At 74.3% G+C, this 21,047-nt stretch carries 22 protein-coding genes; 19 read left to right on the forward strand and 3 right to left on the reverse strand.

The features are described from left to right. The first annotated feature begins 77 nt into the window (after positions 1–77). From ABEA04_RS17435 to nusB, 15 genes are all read left to right on the forward strand, one after another. Entirely contained in the window at positions 78–587 is a 510-nt protein-coding gene (locus ABEA04_RS17435; RefSeq protein ID WP_345461508.1) for a hypothetical protein, read from the forward strand. Positions 588–609: 22 nt separating this feature from the next. Next, positions 610–921: a DUF6167 family protein gene (locus ABEA04_RS17440; RefSeq protein WP_345461512.1), complete on the forward strand. Its 312-nt coding sequence runs from the start codon at positions 610–612 to the stop codon at positions 919–921. Next, positions 921–3,617: an alanine--tRNA ligase gene (gene alaS / locus ABEA04_RS17445; RefSeq protein WP_345461515.1), complete on the forward strand. Its 2,697-nt coding sequence runs from the start codon at positions 921–923 to the stop codon at positions 3,615–3,617. The genes ABEA04_RS17440 and alaS overlap by 1 nt, the downstream gene beginning before the upstream one ends. A gap of 28 nt (positions 3,618–3,645) precedes the next feature. Beyond that, positions 3,646–4,140, forward strand: a complete 495-nt coding sequence (gene ruvX, locus ABEA04_RS17450; protein ID WP_345461518.1) for a Holliday junction resolvase RuvX — start codon at positions 3,646–3,648, stop codon at positions 4,138–4,140. Beyond that, positions 4,133–5,350 carry an endolytic transglycosylase MltG gene (mltG, locus tag ABEA04_RS17455; protein ID WP_345461521.1) on the forward strand — a complete coding sequence of 406 codons (1,218 nt, stop codon included), beginning with the start codon at positions 4,133–4,135 and terminating at the stop codon, positions 5,348–5,350. The genes ruvX and mltG overlap by 8 nt, the downstream gene beginning before the upstream one ends. Before the next feature lie 39 nt (positions 5,351–5,389). Continuing rightward, positions 5,390–6,208 carry a shikimate dehydrogenase gene (locus tag ABEA04_RS17460; protein ID WP_345461524.1) on the forward strand — a complete coding sequence of 273 codons (819 nt, stop codon included), beginning with the start codon at positions 5,390–5,392 and terminating at the stop codon, positions 6,206–6,208. Beyond that, positions 6,205–6,990, forward strand: coding sequence for a prepilin peptidase (locus ABEA04_RS17465; RefSeq protein WP_345461527.1), 786 nt, complete (start codon positions 6,205–6,207; stop codon positions 6,988–6,990). The genes ABEA04_RS17460 and ABEA04_RS17465 overlap by 4 nt, the downstream gene beginning before the upstream one ends. A gap of 40 nt (positions 6,991–7,030) precedes the next feature. Continuing rightward, positions 7,031–8,230, forward strand: a complete 1,200-nt coding sequence (gene aroC / locus ABEA04_RS17470) for a chorismate synthase (RefSeq protein ID WP_345461530.1) — start codon at positions 7,031–7,033, stop codon at positions 8,228–8,230. Further along, positions 8,227–8,727 (forward strand): shikimate kinase, encoded by a 501-nt coding sequence (locus ABEA04_RS17475; protein ID WP_345461533.1) that lies wholly within the window; start codon positions 8,227–8,229, stop codon positions 8,725–8,727. The genes aroC and ABEA04_RS17475 overlap by 4 nt, the downstream gene beginning before the upstream one ends. Further along, positions 8,724–9,869, forward strand: a complete 1,146-nt coding sequence (gene aroB / locus ABEA04_RS17480) for a 3-dehydroquinate synthase (RefSeq protein ID WP_345461536.1) — start codon at positions 8,724–8,726, stop codon at positions 9,867–9,869. The genes ABEA04_RS17475 and aroB overlap by 4 nt, the downstream gene beginning before the upstream one ends. Continuing rightward, positions 9,866–10,309 carry a type II 3-dehydroquinate dehydratase gene (locus ABEA04_RS17485; protein WP_345461539.1) on the forward strand — a complete coding sequence of 148 codons (444 nt, stop codon included), beginning with the start codon at positions 9,866–9,868 and terminating at the stop codon, positions 10,307–10,309. The genes aroB and ABEA04_RS17485 overlap by 4 nt, the downstream gene beginning before the upstream one ends. Positions 10,310–10,489: 180 nt before the next feature. Continuing rightward, entirely contained in the window at positions 10,490–10,744 is a 255-nt protein-coding gene (locus ABEA04_RS17490; RefSeq protein ID WP_345461542.1) for a hypothetical protein, read from the forward strand. 39 nt (positions 10,745–10,783) lie between these two features. Continuing rightward, on the forward strand, positions 10,784–11,605 hold the full coding sequence (locus ABEA04_RS17495) for a hypothetical protein (RefSeq protein WP_345461545.1): 822 nt from the start codon (positions 10,784–10,786) through the stop codon (positions 11,603–11,605). 88 nt (positions 11,606–11,693) lie between these two features. Beyond that, positions 11,694–12,257 carry an elongation factor P gene (efp, locus tag ABEA04_RS17500; protein ID WP_345461548.1) on the forward strand — a complete coding sequence of 188 codons (564 nt, stop codon included), beginning with the start codon at positions 11,694–11,696 and terminating at the stop codon, positions 12,255–12,257. 31 nt (positions 12,258–12,288) lie between these two features. After that, positions 12,289–12,696, forward strand: coding sequence for a transcription antitermination factor NusB (nusB, locus tag ABEA04_RS17505; RefSeq protein WP_345461551.1), 408 nt, complete (start codon positions 12,289–12,291; stop codon positions 12,694–12,696). A gap of 15 nt (positions 12,697–12,711) precedes the next feature. On the opposite strand, the gene ABEA04_RS17510 is transcribed toward nusB, so the two are convergent. Next, the gene (locus ABEA04_RS17510) at positions 12,712–13,080 is read right to left on the reverse strand and encodes a glyoxalase superfamily protein (RefSeq protein ID WP_345461554.1); all 369 of its coding nucleotides are present in this window, start codon (positions 13,078–13,080) and stop codon (positions 12,712–12,714) included. A gap of 111 nt (positions 13,081–13,191) precedes the next feature. Here ABEA04_RS17510 and ABEA04_RS17515 point away from each other — a divergent pair, with 111 nt between their 5' ends. The 4 genes from ABEA04_RS17515 to ABEA04_RS17530 all read left to right on the forward strand — a co-directional run bounded on the left by ABEA04_RS17515 (position 13,192) and on the right by ABEA04_RS17530 (position 18,766). Next, complete coding sequence (locus ABEA04_RS17515; RefSeq protein ID WP_345461557.1) at positions 13,192–14,571, forward strand: dihydrolipoyl dehydrogenase family protein; 1,380 nt, start codon at positions 13,192–13,194, stop codon at positions 14,569–14,571. After that, positions 14,568–15,434, forward strand: a complete 867-nt coding sequence (locus ABEA04_RS17520) for a DUF1206 domain-containing protein (RefSeq protein WP_345461560.1) — start codon at positions 14,568–14,570, stop codon at positions 15,432–15,434. Before ABEA04_RS17515 ends, ABEA04_RS17520 begins: the two co-directional genes overlap by 4 nt. 175 nt (positions 15,435–15,609) lie before the next feature. Beyond that, a complete protein-coding gene (locus tag ABEA04_RS17525) occupies positions 15,610–17,106 on the forward strand; it encodes a MinD/ParA family ATP-binding protein (protein WP_345461563.1) in 1,497 nt (498 codons plus the stop codon). Between the two features lie 637 nt (positions 17,107–17,743). Further along, a complete protein-coding gene (locus ABEA04_RS17530) occupies positions 17,744–18,766 on the forward strand; it encodes an NADPH:quinone reductase (protein ID WP_345461566.1) in 1,023 nt (340 codons plus the stop codon). A 21-nt stretch (positions 18,767–18,787) separates the two neighbouring features. Here ABEA04_RS17530 and ABEA04_RS17535 read toward each other — a convergent pair whose 3' ends face one another. Further along, positions 18,788–19,195, reverse strand: coding sequence for a PPOX class F420-dependent oxidoreductase (locus ABEA04_RS17535; protein WP_345461569.1), 408 nt, complete (start codon positions 19,193–19,195; stop codon positions 18,788–18,790). A gap of 12 nt (positions 19,196–19,207) precedes the next feature. Beyond that, on the reverse strand, positions 19,208–19,774 hold the full coding sequence (locus ABEA04_RS17540) for a manganese efflux pump MntP (RefSeq protein ID WP_345461572.1): 567 nt from the start codon (positions 19,772–19,774) through the stop codon (positions 19,208–19,210). Between the last annotated feature and the right edge of the window lie 1,273 nt (positions 19,775–21,047).

Genomic DNA, 21,047 nt, shown 5'->3' on the forward strand with positions numbered 1-21,047 from the left:
GACTCGCGCAGACGATCGGCCTGCTCGACCACCGGTGGTCGCCTCACGACCGACCCCGCTCGGTAGGCTCGCGTGCCATGGACCAGGACCTGAGCGTGCCCGCCTGGGTGCTGCTCGTCGTCCTGGCGGCCCTGGTCGTCACCGGCCTGCTCGTGGCGTGGCTGGTCAGGCGCAGCCGGGCCCGCGCCGCGGCGGCCCTCGGCGCGCTGCAGCAGCAGGTCGAGGCGATCGAGCAGCGGCTCGCCGCCGCCGAGCGGCCCGAGCCCGCGCCGGTGCGCCGCGACGAGCGGGAGTACGTCGTCACCACCCTGGCCCGGCCGGACGCCGAGGCCGACGCCGACGCCACCCCGGTCCCGACCGTGCCCGCACCGATGTTCGCCGACCTCGTGCTGCGCGAGGGCGTCGTCCAGGCGGCCTCGCTGGCCGCCGGTCTGCGCCGCGCGCTGGCCCCCGAGACCCGCCACCGCATCCGGTTCGAGATGCGGCGCGAGGTCAAGCGCGCGCGCAAGCAGCGTCGCGCCGACGTCCGCCAGGCCCGTCGCGAGGTCGAGGCGCGCCAGCGCGCCCGCGTCCGGGACGCCGCGTGAGCCCACCGACGAGGCGGCCGCGATGAGCCGCGCCCTCTGGTTCGCCGCCGGCGCCGGTGCGGGGCTCTACGCCACGCTGCGCGCCCGCCGCGCCGCGGAGGCGCTGAGCGTCGAGGGCCTGCAGGACCGCATCGGCGCCACCGTCGTCGGGCTGCGGATGTTCCGCGACGAGGTGGCCCAGGGCAAGGCCGACGCCGAAACGCGGTTGCGCGAGCGCATGGGCGCGGCGCTCACTGCAGGCAGCCCCGCGGACGACGACCGCCCCGCCCCGCTGCCCACCACGAACCCGACCCGGCACCCCAGCACGAGCGAGAAGGAAGCAGGCACCAGCTGATGGACACCTCGGAGATCAGGCGGCGCTTCGTCGCGCACTTCGAGCGCAACGAGACCGTCGGCGCCCACACGCCCGTCCCCTCCGCGTCGCTGCTGCTCGACGACCCCAACCTGCTGTTCGTCAACGCCGGCATGGTGCCGTTCAAGCCCTACTTCCTCGGCCAGGAGACCCCGGCCTACGACCGCGCCGTCAGCGTGCAGAAGTGCGTGCGCACCCCCGACATCGAGGACGTCGGCAAGACCACCCGCCACGGCACGTTCTTCGAGATGTGCGGCAACTTCAGCTTCGGCGACTACTTCAAGCAGGGCGCCATCGAGCTCGCCTGGGAGCTGGTGACCAAGCCGCAGTCCGACGGCGGGTGGGGCTTCGAGGAGGGCCGGCTCTACCCCTCGATCCTCGACGGGGACGACGAGGCGCTCGCGCTGTGGAAGAAGGTCACCGGGCTGCCCGACGACCGCATCATCCGGCTCGGCCCCAAGGAGAACTACTGGTCGATGGGCGTGCCCGGCCCCGGCGGCCCGTGCTCGGAGATCCTCTACGACCGCGGCCCGGCCTACGGTCCCGACGGCGACTTCTCCGCCGAGGACCGCTACCTGGAGTTCTGGAACCTCGTCTTCATGCAGGACGAGCTGAGCGCGGTGCGGTCGAAGGAGGACTTCGACATCTCCGGCTCGCTGCCCAAGCGCAACATCGACACCGGCATGGGCCTCGAGCGCGTCGCGTTCCTCACCCAGGGCGTCGAGAACATGTACGAGATCGACGTGATGTTCCCGGTGATCGAGAAGGCGATGCAGCTCACCGGACGCCGCTACGGCGCCGACCCGGTCGACGACGTCCGGCTGCGCGTGGTCGCCGACCACGTGCGCAGCTCGATGATGCTCATCGCCGACGGCGTCACCCCGGGCAACGAGGCGCGCGGCTACGTGCTGCGCCGGCTGCTGCGCCGCGCCGTCCGCTCGATGCGGCTGCTGGGCTACGAGGACCCCGCGCTGCCCGAGCTGATGCCGGTCAGCCGCGACCGGATGGGCGAGACCTACGCCGACCTCCACACCGGCTGGGACCGCATCTCGCGCGTCGCGTTCGCCGAGGAGGAGGCGTTCCGCAAGACGCTGCAGTCGGGCACCCAGATCTTCGACCTCGCCGCCACCCGGGTGCGCGACGCCGGTGAGTCGCGCCTGTCGGGCGAGAGCGCGTTCGCACTGCACGACACCTACGGCTTCCCGATCGACCTCACGCTCGAGATGGCGTCCGAGGCGGGTCTCGGCGTCGACGAGGACGGCTTCCGCTCGCTCATGGCCGAGCAGCGCGAGCGGGCCAAGGCCGACGCGCGCGCCAAGCGCGGGCAGCACGCCGACACCGGCGTCTACCGCAGCATCCTCGACGAGCACGGCCCCACCGCGTGGCTGGCCTACGAGACCCTCGAGACCGAGTCGCGTCCGCTCGCGCTGCTCCAGGGCGGCGCGCCCACCGCCTCGCTCGGCCACGGCGAGGTCGGCGAGATCGTGCTCGACCGCACCCCGTTCTACGCCGAGTCGGGCGGCCAGGCCGCCGACGCCGGCATCATCGAGTTCGACGGCGGCCGCCTCGAGGTGCTCGACGTGCAGCGGCCGGTGCGCGGCCTGGTGGTGCACCAGGTGCGGGTCGTCGACGGCGAGCTGGGCAGCGGCGGCGACGCGGCGGTGCTCCACGCGCGGGTCGACCCCGAGTGGCGCACCGGCGCGCGGCAGGCGCACTCGGGCACGCACGTCGTCCACGCCGCCCTGCGGCAGGTGCTCGGCCCGAGCGCGCTGCAGTCGGGCTCCTACAACCGGCCCGGCTACCTGCGTCTCGACTTCGGCTGGACGACGGCGCTCGCGCCCGAGCAGGTGCGCGACATCGAGCAGGTCTCGAACGAGGCGCTGCGCGCCGACCTGCCCGTCGGCTGGCAGTACATGACGCTCGAGGAGGCCCGCGACTGGGGCGCGCTCGCGCTGTTCGGCGAGACCTACGACAACACCAAGGTGCGCGTCGTCGAGATCGGCGGCCCGTGGTCGCGCGAGCTGTGCGGCGGCACCCACGTCGACCACGCCTCGCAGATCGGCACGGTCGTGGTCACCGGCGAGTCGTCGGTCGGCTCCGGCAACCGCCGCATCGAGGCGTTCACCGGCGTCGAGGGCTTCGCCTACCTCGCCCGCGAGCGCGACGTCGTCAACCGGCTCACCGGTCTGCTCAAGACCCAGCCCGACGACCTCGTCGGCCGCGTGGGCGACCTCGTCGAGCGTCTGCGCCAGAGCGAGAAGGAGCTCGAGCGGCTGCGCCTCGGCCAGCTGCTGGCCGGCGGTGCGCAGGTGGCGGCCGGCGCGGACGACGTCCACGGCGTCAAGGTCGTGGCCCACCGCGTCGACGGCGCCGGGGCGGGCGACGTCCGCACCCTGGCGCTCGACGTGCGCGGCCGGCTGCCCGGTGACGAGCCCGCCGTCGTCGTGGTGGTCGGCGCGGCCGACGGCAAGGTCTCGGTCGTGGCGGCCGTCAACGACCCCGCACGCGCGCGCGGGCTGAGCGCCAACGACCTCGTGCGCGCCCTCGGTCCGCTGCTCGGCGGTCGCGGCGGCGGCAAGGACGACGTGGCGCAGGGCGGCGGCAGCGACGTCGCCCGCGTCGACGAGGCCCTGGCGCTGGTGGGCACCATGGTCGCCGAGACGGTCACCGGCCGGTGAGCCGGCTCGGCGAGCGCCCGGGAGCCGCGTGAGGCCGGGCGTCCGCGTCGGCGTCGACCCCGGGCAGGCCCGCATCGGGGTCGCCCGCAGCGACCCGTCCGGGATGCTCGCGACACCGGTCGAGACGGTGCGCCGCGGCGCGGGCGACCTGCGCCGGCTCAAGCGGCTGGTGCGCGACGCCGGCGAGCTCTCGCCGGTGGTCGAGGTGGTCGTCGGGCTGCCCCGCTCGCTCTCCGGCGGCGAGGGGCCGGCGGCCCGCACCGCCCGCGGGTTCGCCCAGCGGCTGGCCCGCGCCGTGGCGCCGGTGCCGGTGCGGTTGGTCGACGAACGCCTCACCACCGTCTCGGCGGAGGCTATGCTGCGCGACCAGGGTGTGAAGGGCGCTGCGCGCCGCGCCGTCGTCGACCAGGCGGCGGCGGTGCTGATCCTGCAGCACGCCCTCGACAGCGAGCGCACCGCCGGACGACCCCCCGGCGAGCTGGTCGCCGTCCAAGCCGCCGACCACGAGGACCCGAATGCCTGAGCACGACGACGCCCCGCACGCCGACGCGGGACCGGTCGACTCGGACGACGGCCTGGCCTTCCACGGCGACGACACCTCGAGCCAGCCGATCGTGCCGGGCGGACGACGTCGCGCCCGGCGCCGCCTGTCGGGGTGCCTGCCGATCCTGGTGGCGCTCGTCGTGGTCGCCGTCGGCGGCTGGTTCGTGGTCACACGCGGCATCGACGCCATCGCCGACCAGTTCGGCGGCGACGCCGACGACTACGCCCGCGACGACCAGGGGGCGCCCGTCACCGTCGAGGTCATCGACGGCGCCTCGGTCTCCGGCATCGCCAAGACGCTGCTCGACCAGGGCGTCGTCGCCTCAACCGAGGCGTTCGTCGAGGCCTCCCAGGACGACGGCGACCCCACCATCCAGCCCGGCGTCTACCGCGTGCCCACGCGGCTGCCGGCCGCCGAGGCGCTCGACCTGCTCGTCGCCGGCACGACCCGCGGCTCGCAGTTCAACATCCTGCCCGGCAAGACCGTCGCCGAGCTCGTCGACCTGCTGGTCGAGGACACCGACCTCTCGGCCCGCGAGTTCGAGGAGGCGCTCGACCAGCCGAAGGCGCTCGGGCTGCCCCCGGCGGCCGGCGGCAACGCGGAGGGCTACCTCTACCCCGGCCAGTACGTGTTCTTCTCCGACACCAGCGCGGCCGACGTCCTCAAGCAGATGGTCGACCGGTGGCGCACCGAGACCGACGAGGTCGGCCTGGCCCGCCGGGCCAAGCAGCTCGGCTACAGCGTGCACGACGTCATGACCGTCGCCAGCATGGTGCAGGCCGAGGGCAGCCTCCTCGACGAGGAGGGCAAGGCCCGCATCGCGCGGGTGATCTACAACCGCCTCGACAACCCCGGCACCCAGGGCACGGTGGGGCTGCTGCAGATCGACGCCACCGTCGACTTCATCTACGGCGACAAGAAGGCGCGGCGGACGGAACCCGAGATCCAGGCGGTCGCCGACGACCCCTACAACACCTACACGCAGACGGGTCTGCCGCCGGGCCCGATCGCCGCCCCGGGCGCCGAGGCCCTCCGCGCGGCCTCCCAGCCCGCCGAGGGCGATTGGTACTACTACGCCACCGTCAACCTCCGCACCGGCGAGACCAAGTTCGCCGAGAGCCCCGACGAGTTCGCGCAGCTCAGGGCCGAGCTCGACGCCTTCTGCGACCGGTCGGACCTGTGCGACTGAGCGTCCCGACCCGGCGTCCGACCGGCTGAGCGGCTGACCGTGCGCTGCGCCGTCCTCGGGGACCCCATCGCCCACTCGCTCTCACCGGTCCTGCACCGCGCCGCCTACGCCGCGCTCGGGCTCGACGGGTGGCGCTACGACGCCGTCCGGGTGCCCTCGGGCGGGCTGGCGGCGTTCCTCGCGACGCTCGAGCCGGGGGAGTGGCGCGGGCTGTCGCTCACCATGCCGCTCAAGCGCGAGGTGCTGGCGCTCGTCGGGCCGCGCACCGACGCGGTGGCGCTGGCCGGGGCGGCCAACACGCTGGTGGTCGACGACGACGGCGCGCGCCGCCTCGACAACACCGACCTGCCGGGCGCCGCGGCGGCGGTGCGCGAGCGGCACGACGGCCCGGTCGCGGCCGCCACGATCCTCGGCGCCGGGGCCACCGCGGCCTCGGTCGGTCTGGCCCTGGCCGACCTCGGCGCCCGCTCGCTGCGGGTGCTCGCCCGCTCGCCCGAGCGCGCGGCGTCCACCCTGGCGGCCCTGCGCGCCCACCCGTCGTCGCCCGAGGTCGTCGTCGCGCCGCTCGACGCCGCGGTGGTCGGCGACGTCGTCGTCTCGACCGTCCCCGCCGCCGCGCAGGACGACGGCCTCGTGGCCCGGTGCGCCGACGTCCCGGTGATCTTCGAGGTGCTCTACGACCCATGGCCGACCCCGCTTGCGGCCGCGGCCACCGCGCGCGGGCAGGTGCTCGTCGGCGGGCTCGACCTGCTCGTGCACCAGGCGGCCCGCCAGCTCGAGCTGTTCACCGGGCACGCGGCACCCCTGGACGCGATGCGCGACGCCGGAGCGGCGGTGCTCGAGGCGCGGGCGTCGTGACCGACGCGGTCGACCCGGTGCTGGTCGGGGCGCTCGCGGCGGTCGGCTGCGGCGTCGCCGGGCTGCTGGTGCCCGCCGTCGTGGCGCGGCTGCCCGAGCCGCCGGCCGACCCCGAGCTGGCCGACCTCGCCGCCGCCGTCGAGGAGCGGGCACTGACCACCAGCGAGCAGATGCGGCTCGACGAGGGCCCGAAGCGGCTCTACGCCGACGTCGCCTCGGCACCCGCGCTGGGTCCGGTGTGCTCGCTGGTGGCCGCGGCCGTCGCCGTGGTGCTGGTGGCGGCGCTCGGGGTCGAGCGCGACCTCGTGCTGTTCGTGCCGCTGGTGCCGCTCGGCGTCCTGCTCGCCGCCGTCGACCTGCACACCCGCACGCTGCCGCGGCTCGTCGTGCGCGCCGGGGTGGTCTGGGCGCTGGGCTACGTGGCCGTGGTCGCGCTGCTCGACGGCGACGCCGGGCTGCTGGCGCGCCCGCTGGCCGGCCTCGCCGTGGTCTTCGCGATCTTCTACGCGCTGTGGTGGGTGCGTCCCGGCGGGCTCGGCTACGGCGACGTGCGGCTCGCGGCGCTAATCGGACTCGTGCTCGCCCAGCAGGGCTGGGCCGAGGTGGTCGTCGGCGTCTACGCCGCGCTCGTGCTCTTCGCGCTGCCGGCGGTCGGCGTCGCGCTGGTGCGGCGCGACCGGCGCGAGCTGGCCCGCCACCAGCCGTTCGGGCCGTTCCTGCTGCTCGGCGTGCTGGCCGGCCTGCTGGTCGGCGAGCCGGTGGCGCGTCTCGTCGGCGGGTGACCGGCGTCCGGCCGTCACAGGCCGATGGGAGACTCGGGGCATGCTCCGATGGCTGACCGCAGGTGAGTCCCACGGTCCCTCCCTCACCGCGATCCTCGAGGGCGTGCCGGCGCACGTCGCGCTGACCACCGACGACCTCGTCGACGCGCTCGCTCGGCGCCGCCTCGGCTACGGCCGCGGCGCCCGCATGAAGTTCGAGCAGGACGCCGTCACCCTCACCGGCGGCGTGCGCCACGGCCGCACCCAGGGCGGCCCGGTCTCGATCACCATCGGCAACACCGAGTGGCCCAAGTGGGAGACCGTGATGTCGGCCGACCCGGTCGACGCCGAGGTGCTCGACGCCCAGGCCCGCAACGCGCCGCTCACCCGGCCCCGGCCCGGCCACGCCGACCTCGCCGGCATGCAGAAGTACGACTTCGACGAGGCCCGCCCGGTGCTCGAGCGGGCCTCCGCGCGCGAGACCGCCGCCCGCGTGGCGCTCGGCCGCGTCGCCTCGGCGCTGCTCGAGCAGAGCGTCGGCGCCCGCCTGGTCTCGCACGTCGTCGAGCTCGGCGGCGTGCGGGCGCCCGCGGGCGTCGTCCCCGACCCGGCCGAGCCCGGCATCGTCGAGCGCCTGGACGCCGACCCCGTGCGCTGCCTCGACCCCGACGCCTCGGCCGCGATGGTGGCCCGCGTCGACCAGGCCCACGGCGAGGGCGACACGCTCGGCGGCGTCGTCGAGGTGGTCGTCAGCGGTCTGCCGCCGGGCCTCGGCTCGCACGTGCACTGGGACCGCCGCCTCGACTCGCGGCTGGCCGGCGCGCTCATGGGCATCCAGGCGATCAAGGGCGTCGAGGTCGGCGACGGCTTCGAGCTGGCCGCCACGCCGGGCTCGCAGGCCCACGACGAGATCGTCACCACCGAGGGCCCCGAGGGGTCGCGGCTGCGCCGGGCCACCGGCCGGTCGGGCGGCACCGAGGGCGGCATGACGACGGGGGAGTGGCTGCGCGTGCGGGCGGCGATGAAGCCGATCGCCACCGTGCCCCGTGCACTGCGCACCGTCGACGTCGCCAGCGGCGAGGCCACCGTGGCCCACCACCAGCGCTCCGACGTGTGCGCCGTCCCCGCCGCCGGCATCGTGGCCGAGGCCATGGTGGCGCTGGTGCTGGCCGACGCCGTGCTGGAGAAGTTCGGCGGCGACTCAGTGGGCGAGACCCGCCGCAACGCCGAGTCCTACCTGGCGTCGCTGAGGTACCGGTGAGCCCGCGGGTGGTGCTGGTCGGCCCCATGGGCGCGGGCAAGTCGACGGTCGCGGCGCTGCTGGCCGAGCGCCTCGGCGTCACCGCCCGCGACACCGACGCCGACGTCGAGGCGGCCGAGGGCCGCTCGGTCAGCGACATCTTCGTCGACTCCGGCGAGGCGCGGTTCCGCGAGCTCGAGCGGGACGCCGTCGCCGCCGCGCTGGCCTCGCACGACGGCGTCCTCGCCCTCGGCGGCGGCGCGGTGCTCGACGAGCGCACCCGCTCGCTGCTCGCCGGCCACCCCGTCGTCTTCCTGCGCGTGGGGCTGAGCGAGGCGGTGAAGCGGGTCGGGCTCGGCGCCGGCCGGCCGCTGCTGCTCGGCAACGTGCGGGCGCGGGTCAAGGCGCTGCTCGACGAGCGGGCGCCGATCTACGAGTCGGTGGCCACCGCGGTGGTCGACACCGACGACGCGACGCCGGCCGAGGTGGCCGACCGGGTCGAGGCGGCCCTCGCATGAGCGCCGCCCCCGGCGACCCCGCCCACCCCGAGCCGACCGTGCTGCACGTCGGCGGCGCCTCGCCGTACGACGTCGTCGTCGGCCACCACCTCGCCGGCCGGCTGGCCGACCTGGTGGGCGACGCGCTGCGCGTCGCGGTGATCTGCCCCGAGGCGCTCACCCACCTCGTCGACGACCTCGTCGGGCCGCTGCTCGACCCGCTGCCCGACGGCATGGACGAGCGCGACGTCACCGTCCTCGCCGTCCCCGACGGCGAGGAGGCGAAGACCGCCGAGGTGCTCGTGGCCTGCTGGGAGGGCCTGGGCGAGGAGGGGTTCACCCGCTCCGACGTCGTGGTCACCCTCGGCGGCGGCGCCACCACCGACCTCGGCGGGTTCGTCGCGGCGTCGTGGCTGCGCGGGGTGCGGGTGGTGCACGTGCCCACCACGCTGCTGGCGATGGTCGACGCGGCGGTGGGGGGCAAGACCGGCATCAACACCTCCTCGGGCAAGAACCTCGTCGGTGCGTTCCACGAGCCGTCGGGCGTGCTCTGCGACCTCGCGCTGCTCAAGACCCTGCCGCGCGCCGAGCTGGTCGCGGGCCTCGGCGAGGTCGTCAAGTGCGGCTTCATCGCCGACCCCGAGATCCTGCGGCTGGTCGAGGAGACCCACCCCGACGAGCTGGTGCCGGGCTCGCCCGTGCTGCGCGAGCTGGTCGAGCGGGCCATCCGCGTGAAGATCGACGTGGTGGTGGCCGACCTGAGGGAGACCGGCGGCGAGGGCGGCCACCCGGGCCGCGAGGCGCTGAACTACGGCCACACGCTGGCCCACGCGATCGAGCGGGCCGAGGAGTACGAGGTGCGCCACGGCGAGGCGGTGGCCATCGGCTGCGTCTACGTCGCCGAGCTCGCCCACCGGGCAGGCAGCCTGTCGGCCGAGGTCGTCGAGCGGCACCGCGCCGCCTTCCGGCGCGTCGGCCTGCCGGTCACCTACGACGGCGCGCCGTTCGACGTCCTGCTCGCCACGATGCGGGTCGACAAGAAGGCGCGCGGCGCGACGCTGCGCTTCGTGGTCCTCGACGACGTCGGCGCGCCGCGGGTGCTGGCCGGGCCGAGCGAGGAGCACCTGCGCGAGGCCTACCTGGCGATCGGCGGGTTCGTGTGAGCGTGCCGGTGCTCGTGCTGAACGGGCCCAACCTCGGCCGCCTCGGACGACGCCAGCCCGAGATCTACGGCACCACCACCCACGACGAGCTCGCCGAGCGGTGCCGGGCGTGGGGCGCCGACCTCGGCCTCGACGTCGAGGTGCGCCAGACCAACCACGAGGGCGTGCTGCTCGACTGGCTCAACGACGCCGCCGACGCCGCCACCCCCGTCGTCCTCAACGCCGCCGCCTGGACGCACTACTCGTGGGCGGTCTACGACGCCTGCGCCCAGCTGACCGCGCCGCTGGTCGAGGTGCACCTCTCCGACCCCTCCCAGCGCCCCGAGGTCTTCCGCCACACCTCCGTCGTCACCCCCCACGCCGCCGACGTCGTCGCCGGCCTCGGCGTCGACGGCTACCGCGTCGCCCTCGAGACCGTCGCCCGCCTGATCTCGGGATAGATGGATCGTTGGTCGACCTCGGGGACCCCGGTGGACGTCGACCAGCTGTCCATCTACCCCAGCTGACGCATCCGGGCGAGATGACCACGAACCGTCCACAGGGGCGGCTCGCGCGGGGGTTGTCCACAGCTCGCGAGATCACCCGAGTGCACCCGCACCGCGCGCGGCACATCACGGGGCATGGCGATCGCGAGCGAGGACGACGGTGCCTTCGACCCGGTCTGCCGCCGACCGGCCGGGCTCGTGCACGCGGTGCGCGCCGGTCGTTCGGCATTTGACGGGCTCACGTGGCGCGTCGCCAACGGTCCGCACTACGAGCGGGTCGGCAAAGGCCTCTACGTGCCCCGCGACCGCCCGGGCGTCGTCGAGCAGCGCGTCGTGGACGCCGCCTGTCGCCTGCCGGTGGACGGGTCCCGGGGGTTCGTGACCGGGTAGGCGGCCCTGCGGTGGCACGGCGCGACCTACTTCGACGGCATGGGAGTCGACGGCGTCCCGGCGCCCGTCGAGCTCGCCATCCACCAGCACACGAGCCTCGGCCCGTGGCCGGGCACGCTGGTCCGGCGGGCCGAGGTGGGGCCGCGCGAACGGACTACGGTGGCGGGGGTACCGGTCGCGACACCGGCGCGCGCGCTGCTCGACGAGATCCGTACGCGCGGCCGGTTGTGGCCCGCCGTCCAGGCGATCGACATGACGGCCGCTGCTCGACTGCTGTCGGTGTGGCTGTTCGCCGAGTTCCTCTGGTGGTGTCACGCGCGCACGGGAGTCGGTCTGGCGCGCCACGCGGCCTCGCTCGCGGTCGACGAGAGCCGCTCCCCCCGCGAGAGCTGGCTCAGGCTGGTGTGGCAGCTCGTCGCCGGGCTCCCGGACCCGCTGGTCAACGCCCCGGTCTACGACCTCGGCGGTCGGCTGATCGGCGTCCCCGACCTCTTCGACCCAGCCGCAGGACTGGTCGGCGAGTACGCAGGGGCCATCCACCGCTCGCGCAGCCGGCACCGGCGCGACCGCGTCCGCGAGGAGCGGTTCCGCGACCACGGCCTCGAGTACGCCGAGATCGTGGCCGGTGACTCGCGCTCGGCGGCGGCGGGGCGCCTCCTCGGCGCTCGCAAGCGGGCACCGTTCCTGTCGCCGGAGCGTCGGGCCTGGACCCTGGACCGGCCCGCCTGGGACCCGGCCCCCGAGACGCTGGACGACTACTTCGATCGGACGGGCCAGGCGGCCGCCATCCGCGCCTGCGAGGGGGCCCCGCTCTCCGGCGCGGATACATGGATCCCAGGTCGACCTCCTGAGGGTCGGTGAGGTCGACCTGGGATCCATGTACCGGGGGTGAGGGGCTGCCCACGCCGACGATTCGGGCGCGCACGACGCCCCTCCTAGACTCGCGGCCATGGCTTCGACGAACGACCTGAAGAACGGCATGGTGCTCAACATCGACGGGCAGCTGTGGGCTGTCATCGAGTTCCAGCACGTCAAGCCCGGCAAGGGTCCCGCCTTCGTGCGCACCAAGCTGAAGAACGTCGAGTCCAACAAGACCGTCGACAAGACCTTCAACGCCGGCACCAAGGTCGAGACCGCGACGGTCGACAAGCGCACGATGCAGTACCTCTACAACGACGGCACGTCCTACGTCTTCATGGACACCGGCACCTACGACCAGCTCGAGATCGCTCCCGAGATCGTCGGCAACGCCGCCAACTTCCTCCTCGAGAACCAGGAGGCGGTCGTGGCCACCAACGACGGCCGCGTGCTGTTCATCGAGATGCCCGCCTCGGTCGAGCTCGAGATCACCTTCACCGAGCCGGGCCTGGCCGGCGACAGCGCCACCGGTCGCACCAAGCCCGCGACCCTCGAGACCGGGCACGAGATCCAGGTCCCGCTGTTCATCAACCAGGGCGAGCGGGTCAAGGTCGACACCCGCGACTCCTCCTACCTGGGTCGCGTCAAGTCGTGACGCCCCGGGCCGCCCGGACGACGGGCGCCCGGTGAGCGCCCGGTCCAAGGCGCGACGCCGCGCGCTCGACGTCCTGTTCGCCAGCGACCTGCGTGGCGAGTCGCCGGTCGAGGCGCTGGAGCGCTCGAAGGCCGCCGGCGACGGGCCGACCAACCCCTACACCGAGACGCTGGTGCGCGGGGTGAGCGAGCACCGCGACGAGCTCGACGACCTGCTGCGCCGCTACGCCGAGGGCTGGACCCTCGAGCGGATGCCGGCCGTCGACCGCAACGTCCTGCGCCTCGGCGCGTGGGAGCTGCTGCACGCCGACGACGTGCCCGACACCGTCGCGGTCACCGAGGCCATGGCCCTGGTGCGCGAGCTGTCGACCGACGAGTCGCCGGTCTTCGTCAACGGCGTGCTCGGCGCCATCCAGCGTCACAAGACCGCGCCGGCCTGACGCCGGCGTGGGGCCTCAGCCCTGCGGCACGACCTGCTGGTAGCTCCAGGTGTTGCCGTCGGGGTCGGCGAAGTAGACGAACCGGCCCCACGGCTGCTCGTCGACGCCCTGCGCCTCGACGCCACGCTCGCGCAGCTCGGCCAGCGCCGCGTCGGCGTCCGGGACGACGCACTGCAGCTGCTGCTGCGAGCCCGGTGCCATGCCGCTGAGGTGACCGACCAGGATCGAGCACGCCGACCCGGGCGGGGTGATCTGCACGAACCGCACCTCGTCGCTGACGCGGTGGTCGTGGTCGAGGGTGAAGCCGACCTGCTCGGTGTAGAACGCGATGGCGCGGTCGATGTCGGTGACGGGGATGCTGACGAGCTCGATCCTGATGTCCATGACGAGCATTCTGCCGCTCCAAGCGGTCAGTTCCTGTCCTCAATGGGGCCGGATCCGTTCGGTCCGCACGGGGGAGGACGCCGCCCGCCCCGAGCGAGGATGATGCAGGCCGTGACCGAGGACGAGCAGTACGACGTCGTGGTGGTGGGGCTCGGCCCCGGAGGCGAGGCGCTGGCGACGGCGACCGCGAAGGCGGGGCTGCGGGTGCTCGCGGTCGACCGCCACCTGGTGGGCGGCGAGTGCCCCTACTACGGCTGCATCCCCTCCAAGATGATGGTGCGCGCCGCCGACACGCTCGCCGAGGCGGGCCGCGCGGCCGAGCTGGCGGGCGAGGTCAGCGTCGTCCCGAGCTGGACGCCGGTCGCACGCCGCGTCTCCGAGCAGGCCACCGCCGGCTGGGACGACACCGTCGCCGTCGAGCGCCTCGAGAGCGCCGGCGCCACCGTGGTGCACGGCATCGGCCGCCTGGCCGGACCGGGCCGCGTCGAGGTCGAGCGACCGGACGGCGGCACCCTGCGCGCCGCCGCCGCGCGCGGAGTCGTGCTCAACCCCGGCACCCGGCCGGCCGCGCCGCCGGTCGACGGGCTCGCCGGCACGCCGTACTGGACCAACCGCGACGCGCTGCAGGCCACCGAGCTGCCCGGCTCGCTCGTCGTCCTCGGCGGCGGACCGATCGGCTGCGAATTGGCGCAGGTCTTCGCCCGGTTCGGCGTGCGGGTCACGATCGTGCAGCACGGCGACCGCCTCGTGCCGGCCGACGAGCCCGAGGCGTCCGCGCTCCTGGCCGACGTGCTGGTCGGCGAGGGGCTGCGCGTCATGACCGGCGCCGAGGCGACGTCGGTCTCCTACGCCGACGGCACCTTCACGATCGGCCTCGGCAGCGGCGAGACGCTCACCGCCGACCGGCTGCTCGTCGCGGCCGGCCGCACCCCCAACCTCGACGACCTGGGCCTCGAGACCGTCGGCCTCGACCCCACCGCCCGCACCCTCGACGTCGACGACCGCATGCGCGTGCAGGACGGTCTCTGGGCCATCGGCGACGTCACCGGCAAGGGCGCCTTCACCCACGTCTCGATGTACCAGTCGGGCATCGCGCAGCGCGACCTGCTCGGTGACGACGGCCCGCCGGCGAGCTACCACGCGCTGCCGCACGTCACGTTCACCGACCCCGAGGTCGCCGCCGTGGGCCTCACCGAGCAGCAGGCCCGCGACGCCGGGCTCGCCGTGCGGGTCGGCTCGACCCCGCTCGAGCAGTCCTCGCGGGGCTTCACCCACGGGCCCGGCGCCCGGGGCCTGGTCAAGGTCGTCGAGGACGCCGACCGCGGCGTGCTCGTCGGCGCCACCGTCGTCGGCCCCGCCGGCGGCGAGATCATCGGGGCCCTCGCCGTCGCCGTCCACGCCGGCGTCCCGGTCGAGGTGCTGCGCTCGATGATCTACGCCTACCCGACCTTCCACCGCGCCATCGAGACCGCCATCGGAGACCTGTCGTGACCCCCACCTCCGGACAGGCCGGCCAGGCCGCACGCCGCGGCAAGGCCGCCGCCGACCGCGCCCAGAGCAGCGACTGGACCGACCGCGCCGCTGCGGCCGGGTTCGTCGCGTTCGGCGTCGTCCACCTGATCATCGGCTGGCTCGCCCTCAGCCTCGCTCTCGGTGACCGCGAGGGCTCGGCGTCCTCGACCGGGGCCTTCGCGCAGCTGGCCGAGCAGCCGTTCGGCAAGGTGTTGGTCTGGCTGCTCGCCGTCGGCATGGTCCTGCTCGCCGGCTGGCAGGCGCTCGAGGCCGCCGTCGGCCACCGCGGCGACGACGACGACGGCGACGGCCCGGTCAGCGAGCGCACGCGCCACCGCCTCCTCTCGGCGGGCAAGGCAGTCGTGTACCTGGTCATCGCGATCAGCGCGGTGCGCGTCGCCACCGGCTCCAGCAGCGGCGGCTCGGGCGGCGGCAGCGACTCGACCACCGCGAAGATCATGGACATGCCCGGCGGCCAGGTGCTCGTCGGCCTGATCGGCCTCGGCATCGTCGCGGTCGGCATCGGCCTGCTCGTGATCGCCTACAAGGAGTCCTACCTGGAGAAGATGGACGGCGCCGCCCGCAGCGGCCGCTCCGGCACCGTCATCCGGTGGCTCGGTCGGCTGGGCCACGTGGCCAAGGGGGTCTCGCTGGGCATCGTCGGCGGGCTGTTCCTCTACGCCGCGTTCACCCACGAGGCCGACAAGTCGGGCGGCCTCGACCAGGCCCTGCGCACCGTGCTCGAGCAGCCCTACGGGCCGGTGCTGCTCGGCGTCATCGCCGTCGGCTACGTCGGCTACGGCGTGTTCTGCCTCGCTCGGGCCCGCCACCACGCTCGGTGACCCACCCGCGCGCGAGGACGGGTAGACGGGTCCGGTTCGGGGCACAACCCCACGGACGCGTTGCCGTCACGCGAGATGACGCTAGGGTCCCACCGCACCACCAGCACACTGCAGCACCACGAACACCTCCGAGTCACGTGCGTCTCGCGCGATCCCCCCATCCGACAGGAGCGCCATGACCGAGACCCCGCAGTCGCCCGAGCCGGTCTCCGACACCAGCGACCGGCTCTTCACGCCCGACGAGCTGGAGGCCTACCAGAGCCAGCACAGCGGGACCGCCGCGCCCGACCCGCTCAACGACCCGCTCCCCGACGTCGACCCGCCGACGCGGCGCACACCCGCGCCCCGGACCGACGCTCCCGCGGACGCGGCCGACGCGGCTGCTGCCTCCGACGACCCGGCGTTCGAGACCTACCAGCCGCCCGTCGAGGCCCCCGAGCCCGAGGACGCCGCCAGCGCCTGCTGGCCGCAGGTGCAGCCGCCGGCCGGCCCGCCGCCGTCCACCCCGCCGCCGTCCGCGCCGCCCGCCTGCCCGCCGCCGTCCAGCCCGCCGCCCGCCGCCATGCCGTCGGGCCCGCCCCCGGCGGCCCCGCCGGCCGCACCCCCGGTCGCCGCCCCGCCCGCCGCCGTCCCGCCGGTGGTTCCGCCGGCCGCCCCGCCCATGCAGGCGGTCCCGCCCGCCGAGCCCGGCCTGCAGCTGCCCCCGCAGGACCCCGCCCGCGGCGAGCCCCGCCGGTTCATGACCGCCACCGACTTCCTCGACCGCCGCGAGAACGAGAAGACGATGGGCCCCGCCACCTGGGGCTGGCGCGGCAAGATGCGGCGCTGGTCGGGTGGCCTGATCTCGCCGAAGATGGGCCCGCGCGAGCAGGAGTACGAGAACGACCGCCACGCCATCCAGCGCGACTTCGACGGTCCCCGCACCATCGCCTTCATCAACCCCAAGGGCGGCGCGGCCAAGACCACCGGCGTCCTCGCCGCCGGGTTCACCTTCGGCACCGTGCGCGGCGGTGGCGTCGTCGCCTGGGACAACAACGAGACCCGCGGCACGCTCGGCATCCGCGGCGCCCGCAGCTCGCACCGCAACACCACCCGCGAACTGCTCGAGGACCTCGGCCGCTTCAACGACGTCTACCAGTCGCGCATCGGCGACCTCAGCTCGTTCGTGCGCTCGCAGGGCGACGCCCACTTCGACGTGCTCGCCTCCGACGAGCGCCCCGACGTCACCGGCACCATCAAGGCCTCGGACTTCAACGAGGTGCACGCCCTGCTCGAGCGGTTCTACAAGATCATCCTGGTCGACACCGGCAACAACATGCGCGCCGAGAACTGGCTCGCCGCCGCCGACGCCGCCGACCTGCTCGTGGTCACCAGCACCGTGCGCGAGGACACCGGCTACAGCGGCCTCTGGATGCTCGACGCCCTCCAGGACGCCGGCATGTCGAACCTGAAGTACAAGTGCGTCACCGTCGTCTCCGACCCCTCCGCCAAGGTCGACGACAAGCTCGCCGCCGACCTCGTCCAGGTCTACGAGCAGCGCACCCGCGCGGTCTACCGCGTCCCCTACGACCCGGCCCTCGTCGCCGGCTCGGTCGTCCCCTACAACCAGCTCTCCGAGGCCACCAGGATGTCGTGGCTCAAGGCGTGCGCCGGGATGGCCGCCGCCCTTTGACGGCGGTCGAGGTGTGAGGAGCCCTGGCGACGGGCCTCGAGACCCCGCACGGTCGATGCGAACGTCCCCACACGGACCCTGAGCTTGTCGAAGGGCACAGTCGGTCAACGCTTGGGGCGTAATGGTCAGACCGGCCGCCGGTGTTATTTGGCGCCTCCGCTCGTTCCTCGCTTCGGCGCGTGTTCGCGGCGCCTTCATGCGACCCGGTTCGCTCCTGCGCGCGGAGGGCTCGCTCGTTCCTCGCTGCGCCCGCCGTGCTCGTCACTCACCAGGTCGCGCGCCGCGAACGGGGCTGTGGTCGGCCCGACCTGACGGTGGTCGAGGTGTGAGGAGCCCTGGCGACGAGCCTCGAGACCTCTGGCCCTCCACGCCCAGGTCCCCACACGGACCCTGAGCTTGTCGAAGGGCACGGTCGGTCAACGGCCGCGGCGAGCGGGCTGACCAGCCCACGGTGTTGTTTGGCGCCTCCGCTCGTTCCTCGCTTCGGCGCGTGTGCGCGGTGCCTTCAGCCCAGCATAGACACCGCGGGCGGATGGGACATCGCACCGCGGCGCGGGCTGACCCCGCATCCCCGCGGTCGAACTCGCCAGGCCAGGGGGGCGTGGTGGCGTTCGCGGCGGCGGAGTAGGAATTGAGCATGCGTGCTGTGGTGTACCGCGAGACCGGTCCGTCGTCCGTCCTGCAGGCCGTCGAGCTCGACGACCCGACGCCGGGGGCGGGGGAGGTGGTGGTGCGGGTCGTGCGGTCGGGCATCAATCCCACCGACTGGAAGTTCCGCGCCGGGGCGATGGGTGGGATGCCGGGCGGGTTCGACCAGGTCGCGCCCGGGCAGGACGGCGCGGGGCGGGTCGAGGCGGTCGGCGAGGGCGTGAGCGACCTCGCTGTCGGCGACCCGGTGTGGCTGTTCATGGCCCAGTCCGGGCGGCCGGTCGGCACCGCGGCCGAGCTGAGCGTGCAGCCCGTCGAGCGCGTGACCCGGCTGCCCGAGGGAGCCGGCTTCGACCTCGGCGCCAACCTCGGCGTCCCCGCGATCACCGCCCACCGCGCGCTCACCGTGGGCGACGTCCCGCGGCTCGCGCCCGGGGCCCTCGACGGTCGCGTCGTCCTGGTGGCCGGGGGAGCGGGCGCGGTCGGCAACGCCGCCGTGCAGCTGGCCCGCTGGGCCGGAGCCACCGTGATCACCACTGTCAGCAGCCCCGAGAAGGCCGCGCTGGCCGAGGCGGCCGGCGCCCACCACGTCGTCGACTACCGCCGCGAGGACGTCGTCGCCCGAGTGCGCGCGATCGCCCCCGACGGCGTCCACCAGGTCGTCGAGGTGGCGCCCGCCCAGAACCTCGCCCTGGACCTCGAGGTGGTCGCCCAGCACGCCACCATCGGCTTCTACGCCAACAACGGCGGCGACGAGATGACCCTGCCGGTGCGGGGCGCCTTCGCCAAGAACGTCGCCCTCGTCGGCGTCCTGCTCTACTCGGTGCGGCCCGACCTGCTGCGCGCCGCCGCGGACGACGTCACCGCCGCCGTCGCCGCCGGAGCCCTCCGCGTCGGCGAGGACGCCGGCCTGCCGCTGCACCACTACCCGCTCGACGAGCTCGCGGCCGCCCACGACGCCGTCGAGGGCGGCGCCGTCGGCAAGGTGCTGGTCGACGTCACCGACGCCTGAGCGGCGGGCGCCGTCCGGGCGTCAGTCCTTCATCTCGCCCCAGCCGTGCCAGCGCTCGACCTCGAACCAGGCGCTGGTGCGCGGGCTCTCGCGGTCGGGGTAGGGCTGGCCGCCGTAGTGGGTGCTGAGGCGGTCGATGTCGACGAGGCCCTCGTCGGGCTTGATCTCCACGACCCGGCCGACGAGCGAGACGTGGGTGTACCAGCTGTCGCTGTCGAGCACCGTCAGCGAGACCCGCGGGTCACGCTGCAGGTGACCGAGGCGCACCCGCGTGTCGTCCATGTTCAGCAGCACGCGGTCGTCGTCCTCGAGCAGGTACCAGGTGGCCACGGAGACCGGTGCGCCGTCCGAGCGCAGCGTGGCCACCACGGCCGGGTTGGGCTTGAGCAGCATCTCGCGGACGTCGTCGCGGAAGGGCAGGTTCGGCATGGGCCCAACCTCTCACCACACGCCCAGGTGGTCGAGCAGGATGCGCAGACCGACCAGGATCAGCACGACGCCGCCGATGATCTCGGCAGGCCCGCGCAGCTTGTTGCCGACCTTGTGCCCGATGACCACCGCGCCCAGCGACAGCGAGAACGTGATCGCGCCGATCAGCAGCGCCGCCAGCGCGATCGAGACGTCGAGGAAGGCGAAGCCGATGCCGACGGCGAGCGCGTCGATGCTGGTGGCGACACCGAGCAGCAGCAGCTCGCGCAGCGGGATTCGCTCGTCGCCGGGCTCGGGGTCGGCCTCGGCGTGGTAGGCCTCCCAGATCATCCGGACGCCGATCACCGACAGCAGGCCGAAGGCCAGCCAGTGGTCGACCTCGGTGACGACGTCGCGCAGCCGGCTGCCCAGCCACCAGCCCAGCACCGGCATCAGCGCCTGGAACAGCCCGAAGGTCAGGGCGAGCGCGACGGCGTCGCCCATCCGCAGGCGTCGCATGGCCAGGCCCTTGCCGAGCGCGACGGCGAAGGCGTCGGCGGAGACGGCGAGCGCGATGAGCAGGAGCGTCCAGGTCGACATGGCGGGGGTACCTCTACGGCTTCTCTGGTGCGGCTGCCGCGCGACCCCGGGGGAGGGGAGGCCTCGGCACGGACGTGCCGAAGGTCTCGCTCACCGGGCCGTGCTGTGATCGGCCGGGCGGTACGCCGGGTGGTCTTCATCGTTCGGCCACCGGTGTGTCGACGCACCTCCGTCGTCCTCACGGACGACGGGAGCTACTCCCCTTCGCGGAGACGATCCTGCCAGACCCCACCCGCGAGGGGCCACCTGACGAGGCCGAGGTCACGCGCCCGCCGGCTCAGCCGTTCGGGTTGCACTCACCCTCAGGCGACGGAGCGTCCCCGGAGTCGGGACCACACGGACCCTGACCTTGGTCGTCGGGCCCTCGTTGGGTCAACGGCCGCGGCCGCGAGTGGGTCGCTGCCCAACGATGGTCGAGGTGTGAGGAGCCCTGGCGACGAGCCTCGAGACCTCGCACGGTCGATGTGAACGTCTCCCACGGACCCTGAGCTTGTCGAAGGGCACGGTTGGTCAACGGCCGCGGCGGGCGGCATGACCAGCCCCTGTGTCTGATTGCGCCTCCGCTCGTTCCTCGCTTCGGCGCGTGTTCGCGGCGCCATCGGCGACCGTGTGCCCTCCTGCGCGCGCAAGGGCTCGCTCGTACCTCGCTGCGCCCTTGCGTGCTCGTCGGTTACACGGTCGCGCGCCGCGAACGGGTCCGTGGTCGACCCGCCCCCACGGTGGTCGAGGTGTGAGGAGCCCTGGCGACGAGCCTCGAGACCGCTGGCCCTCGGCGCCCACGTCGCATCACGGACCCTGAGCTTGTCGGAGAGCTCGGTCGGTCAACGGCCGCGGCGGGCGGGGCGACCAGCCCCCTGTGTTGTTTGGCGCCTCCGCTCCTTCGTCGCTTCGGCGCGTGTTCGCGGCGCCTTCACGCGACCTGGTTCGCTCCTGCGCGCGGAGGGCTCGCTCGTTCCTCGCTGCGCCCTCCGTGCTCGTCACTCACCAGGTCGCGCGCCGCGAACGGGCTGGTGGTCGGCCCGCGCGGACGGTGGTCGAGGTGTGAGGCCCTGGCGACGACCCTCGAGACCTCGCAAGGTCGATTGGAACGTCTCCCACGGACCCTGAGCCTGGTCGTTGGGCCCCGACGGTCAACGGCCACGGCACCTGGGATCTCCAGGTCGCGCGCCGCGAACGGGTTCTCCGCTGCCTCGATGCCCAGCACCGCCACCGCGGCCTGCTGGGACGTCAGACCCGTCCGCGGGCTGGCTCTCCCTCGGCTGCGGTCGGTCCC

This window comes from Nocardioides marinquilinus, from assembly GCF_039543705.1.
Taxonomy (GTDB): Bacteria; Actinomycetota; Actinomycetes; order Propionibacteriales; family Nocardioidaceae; genus Nocardioides; species Nocardioides marinquilinus.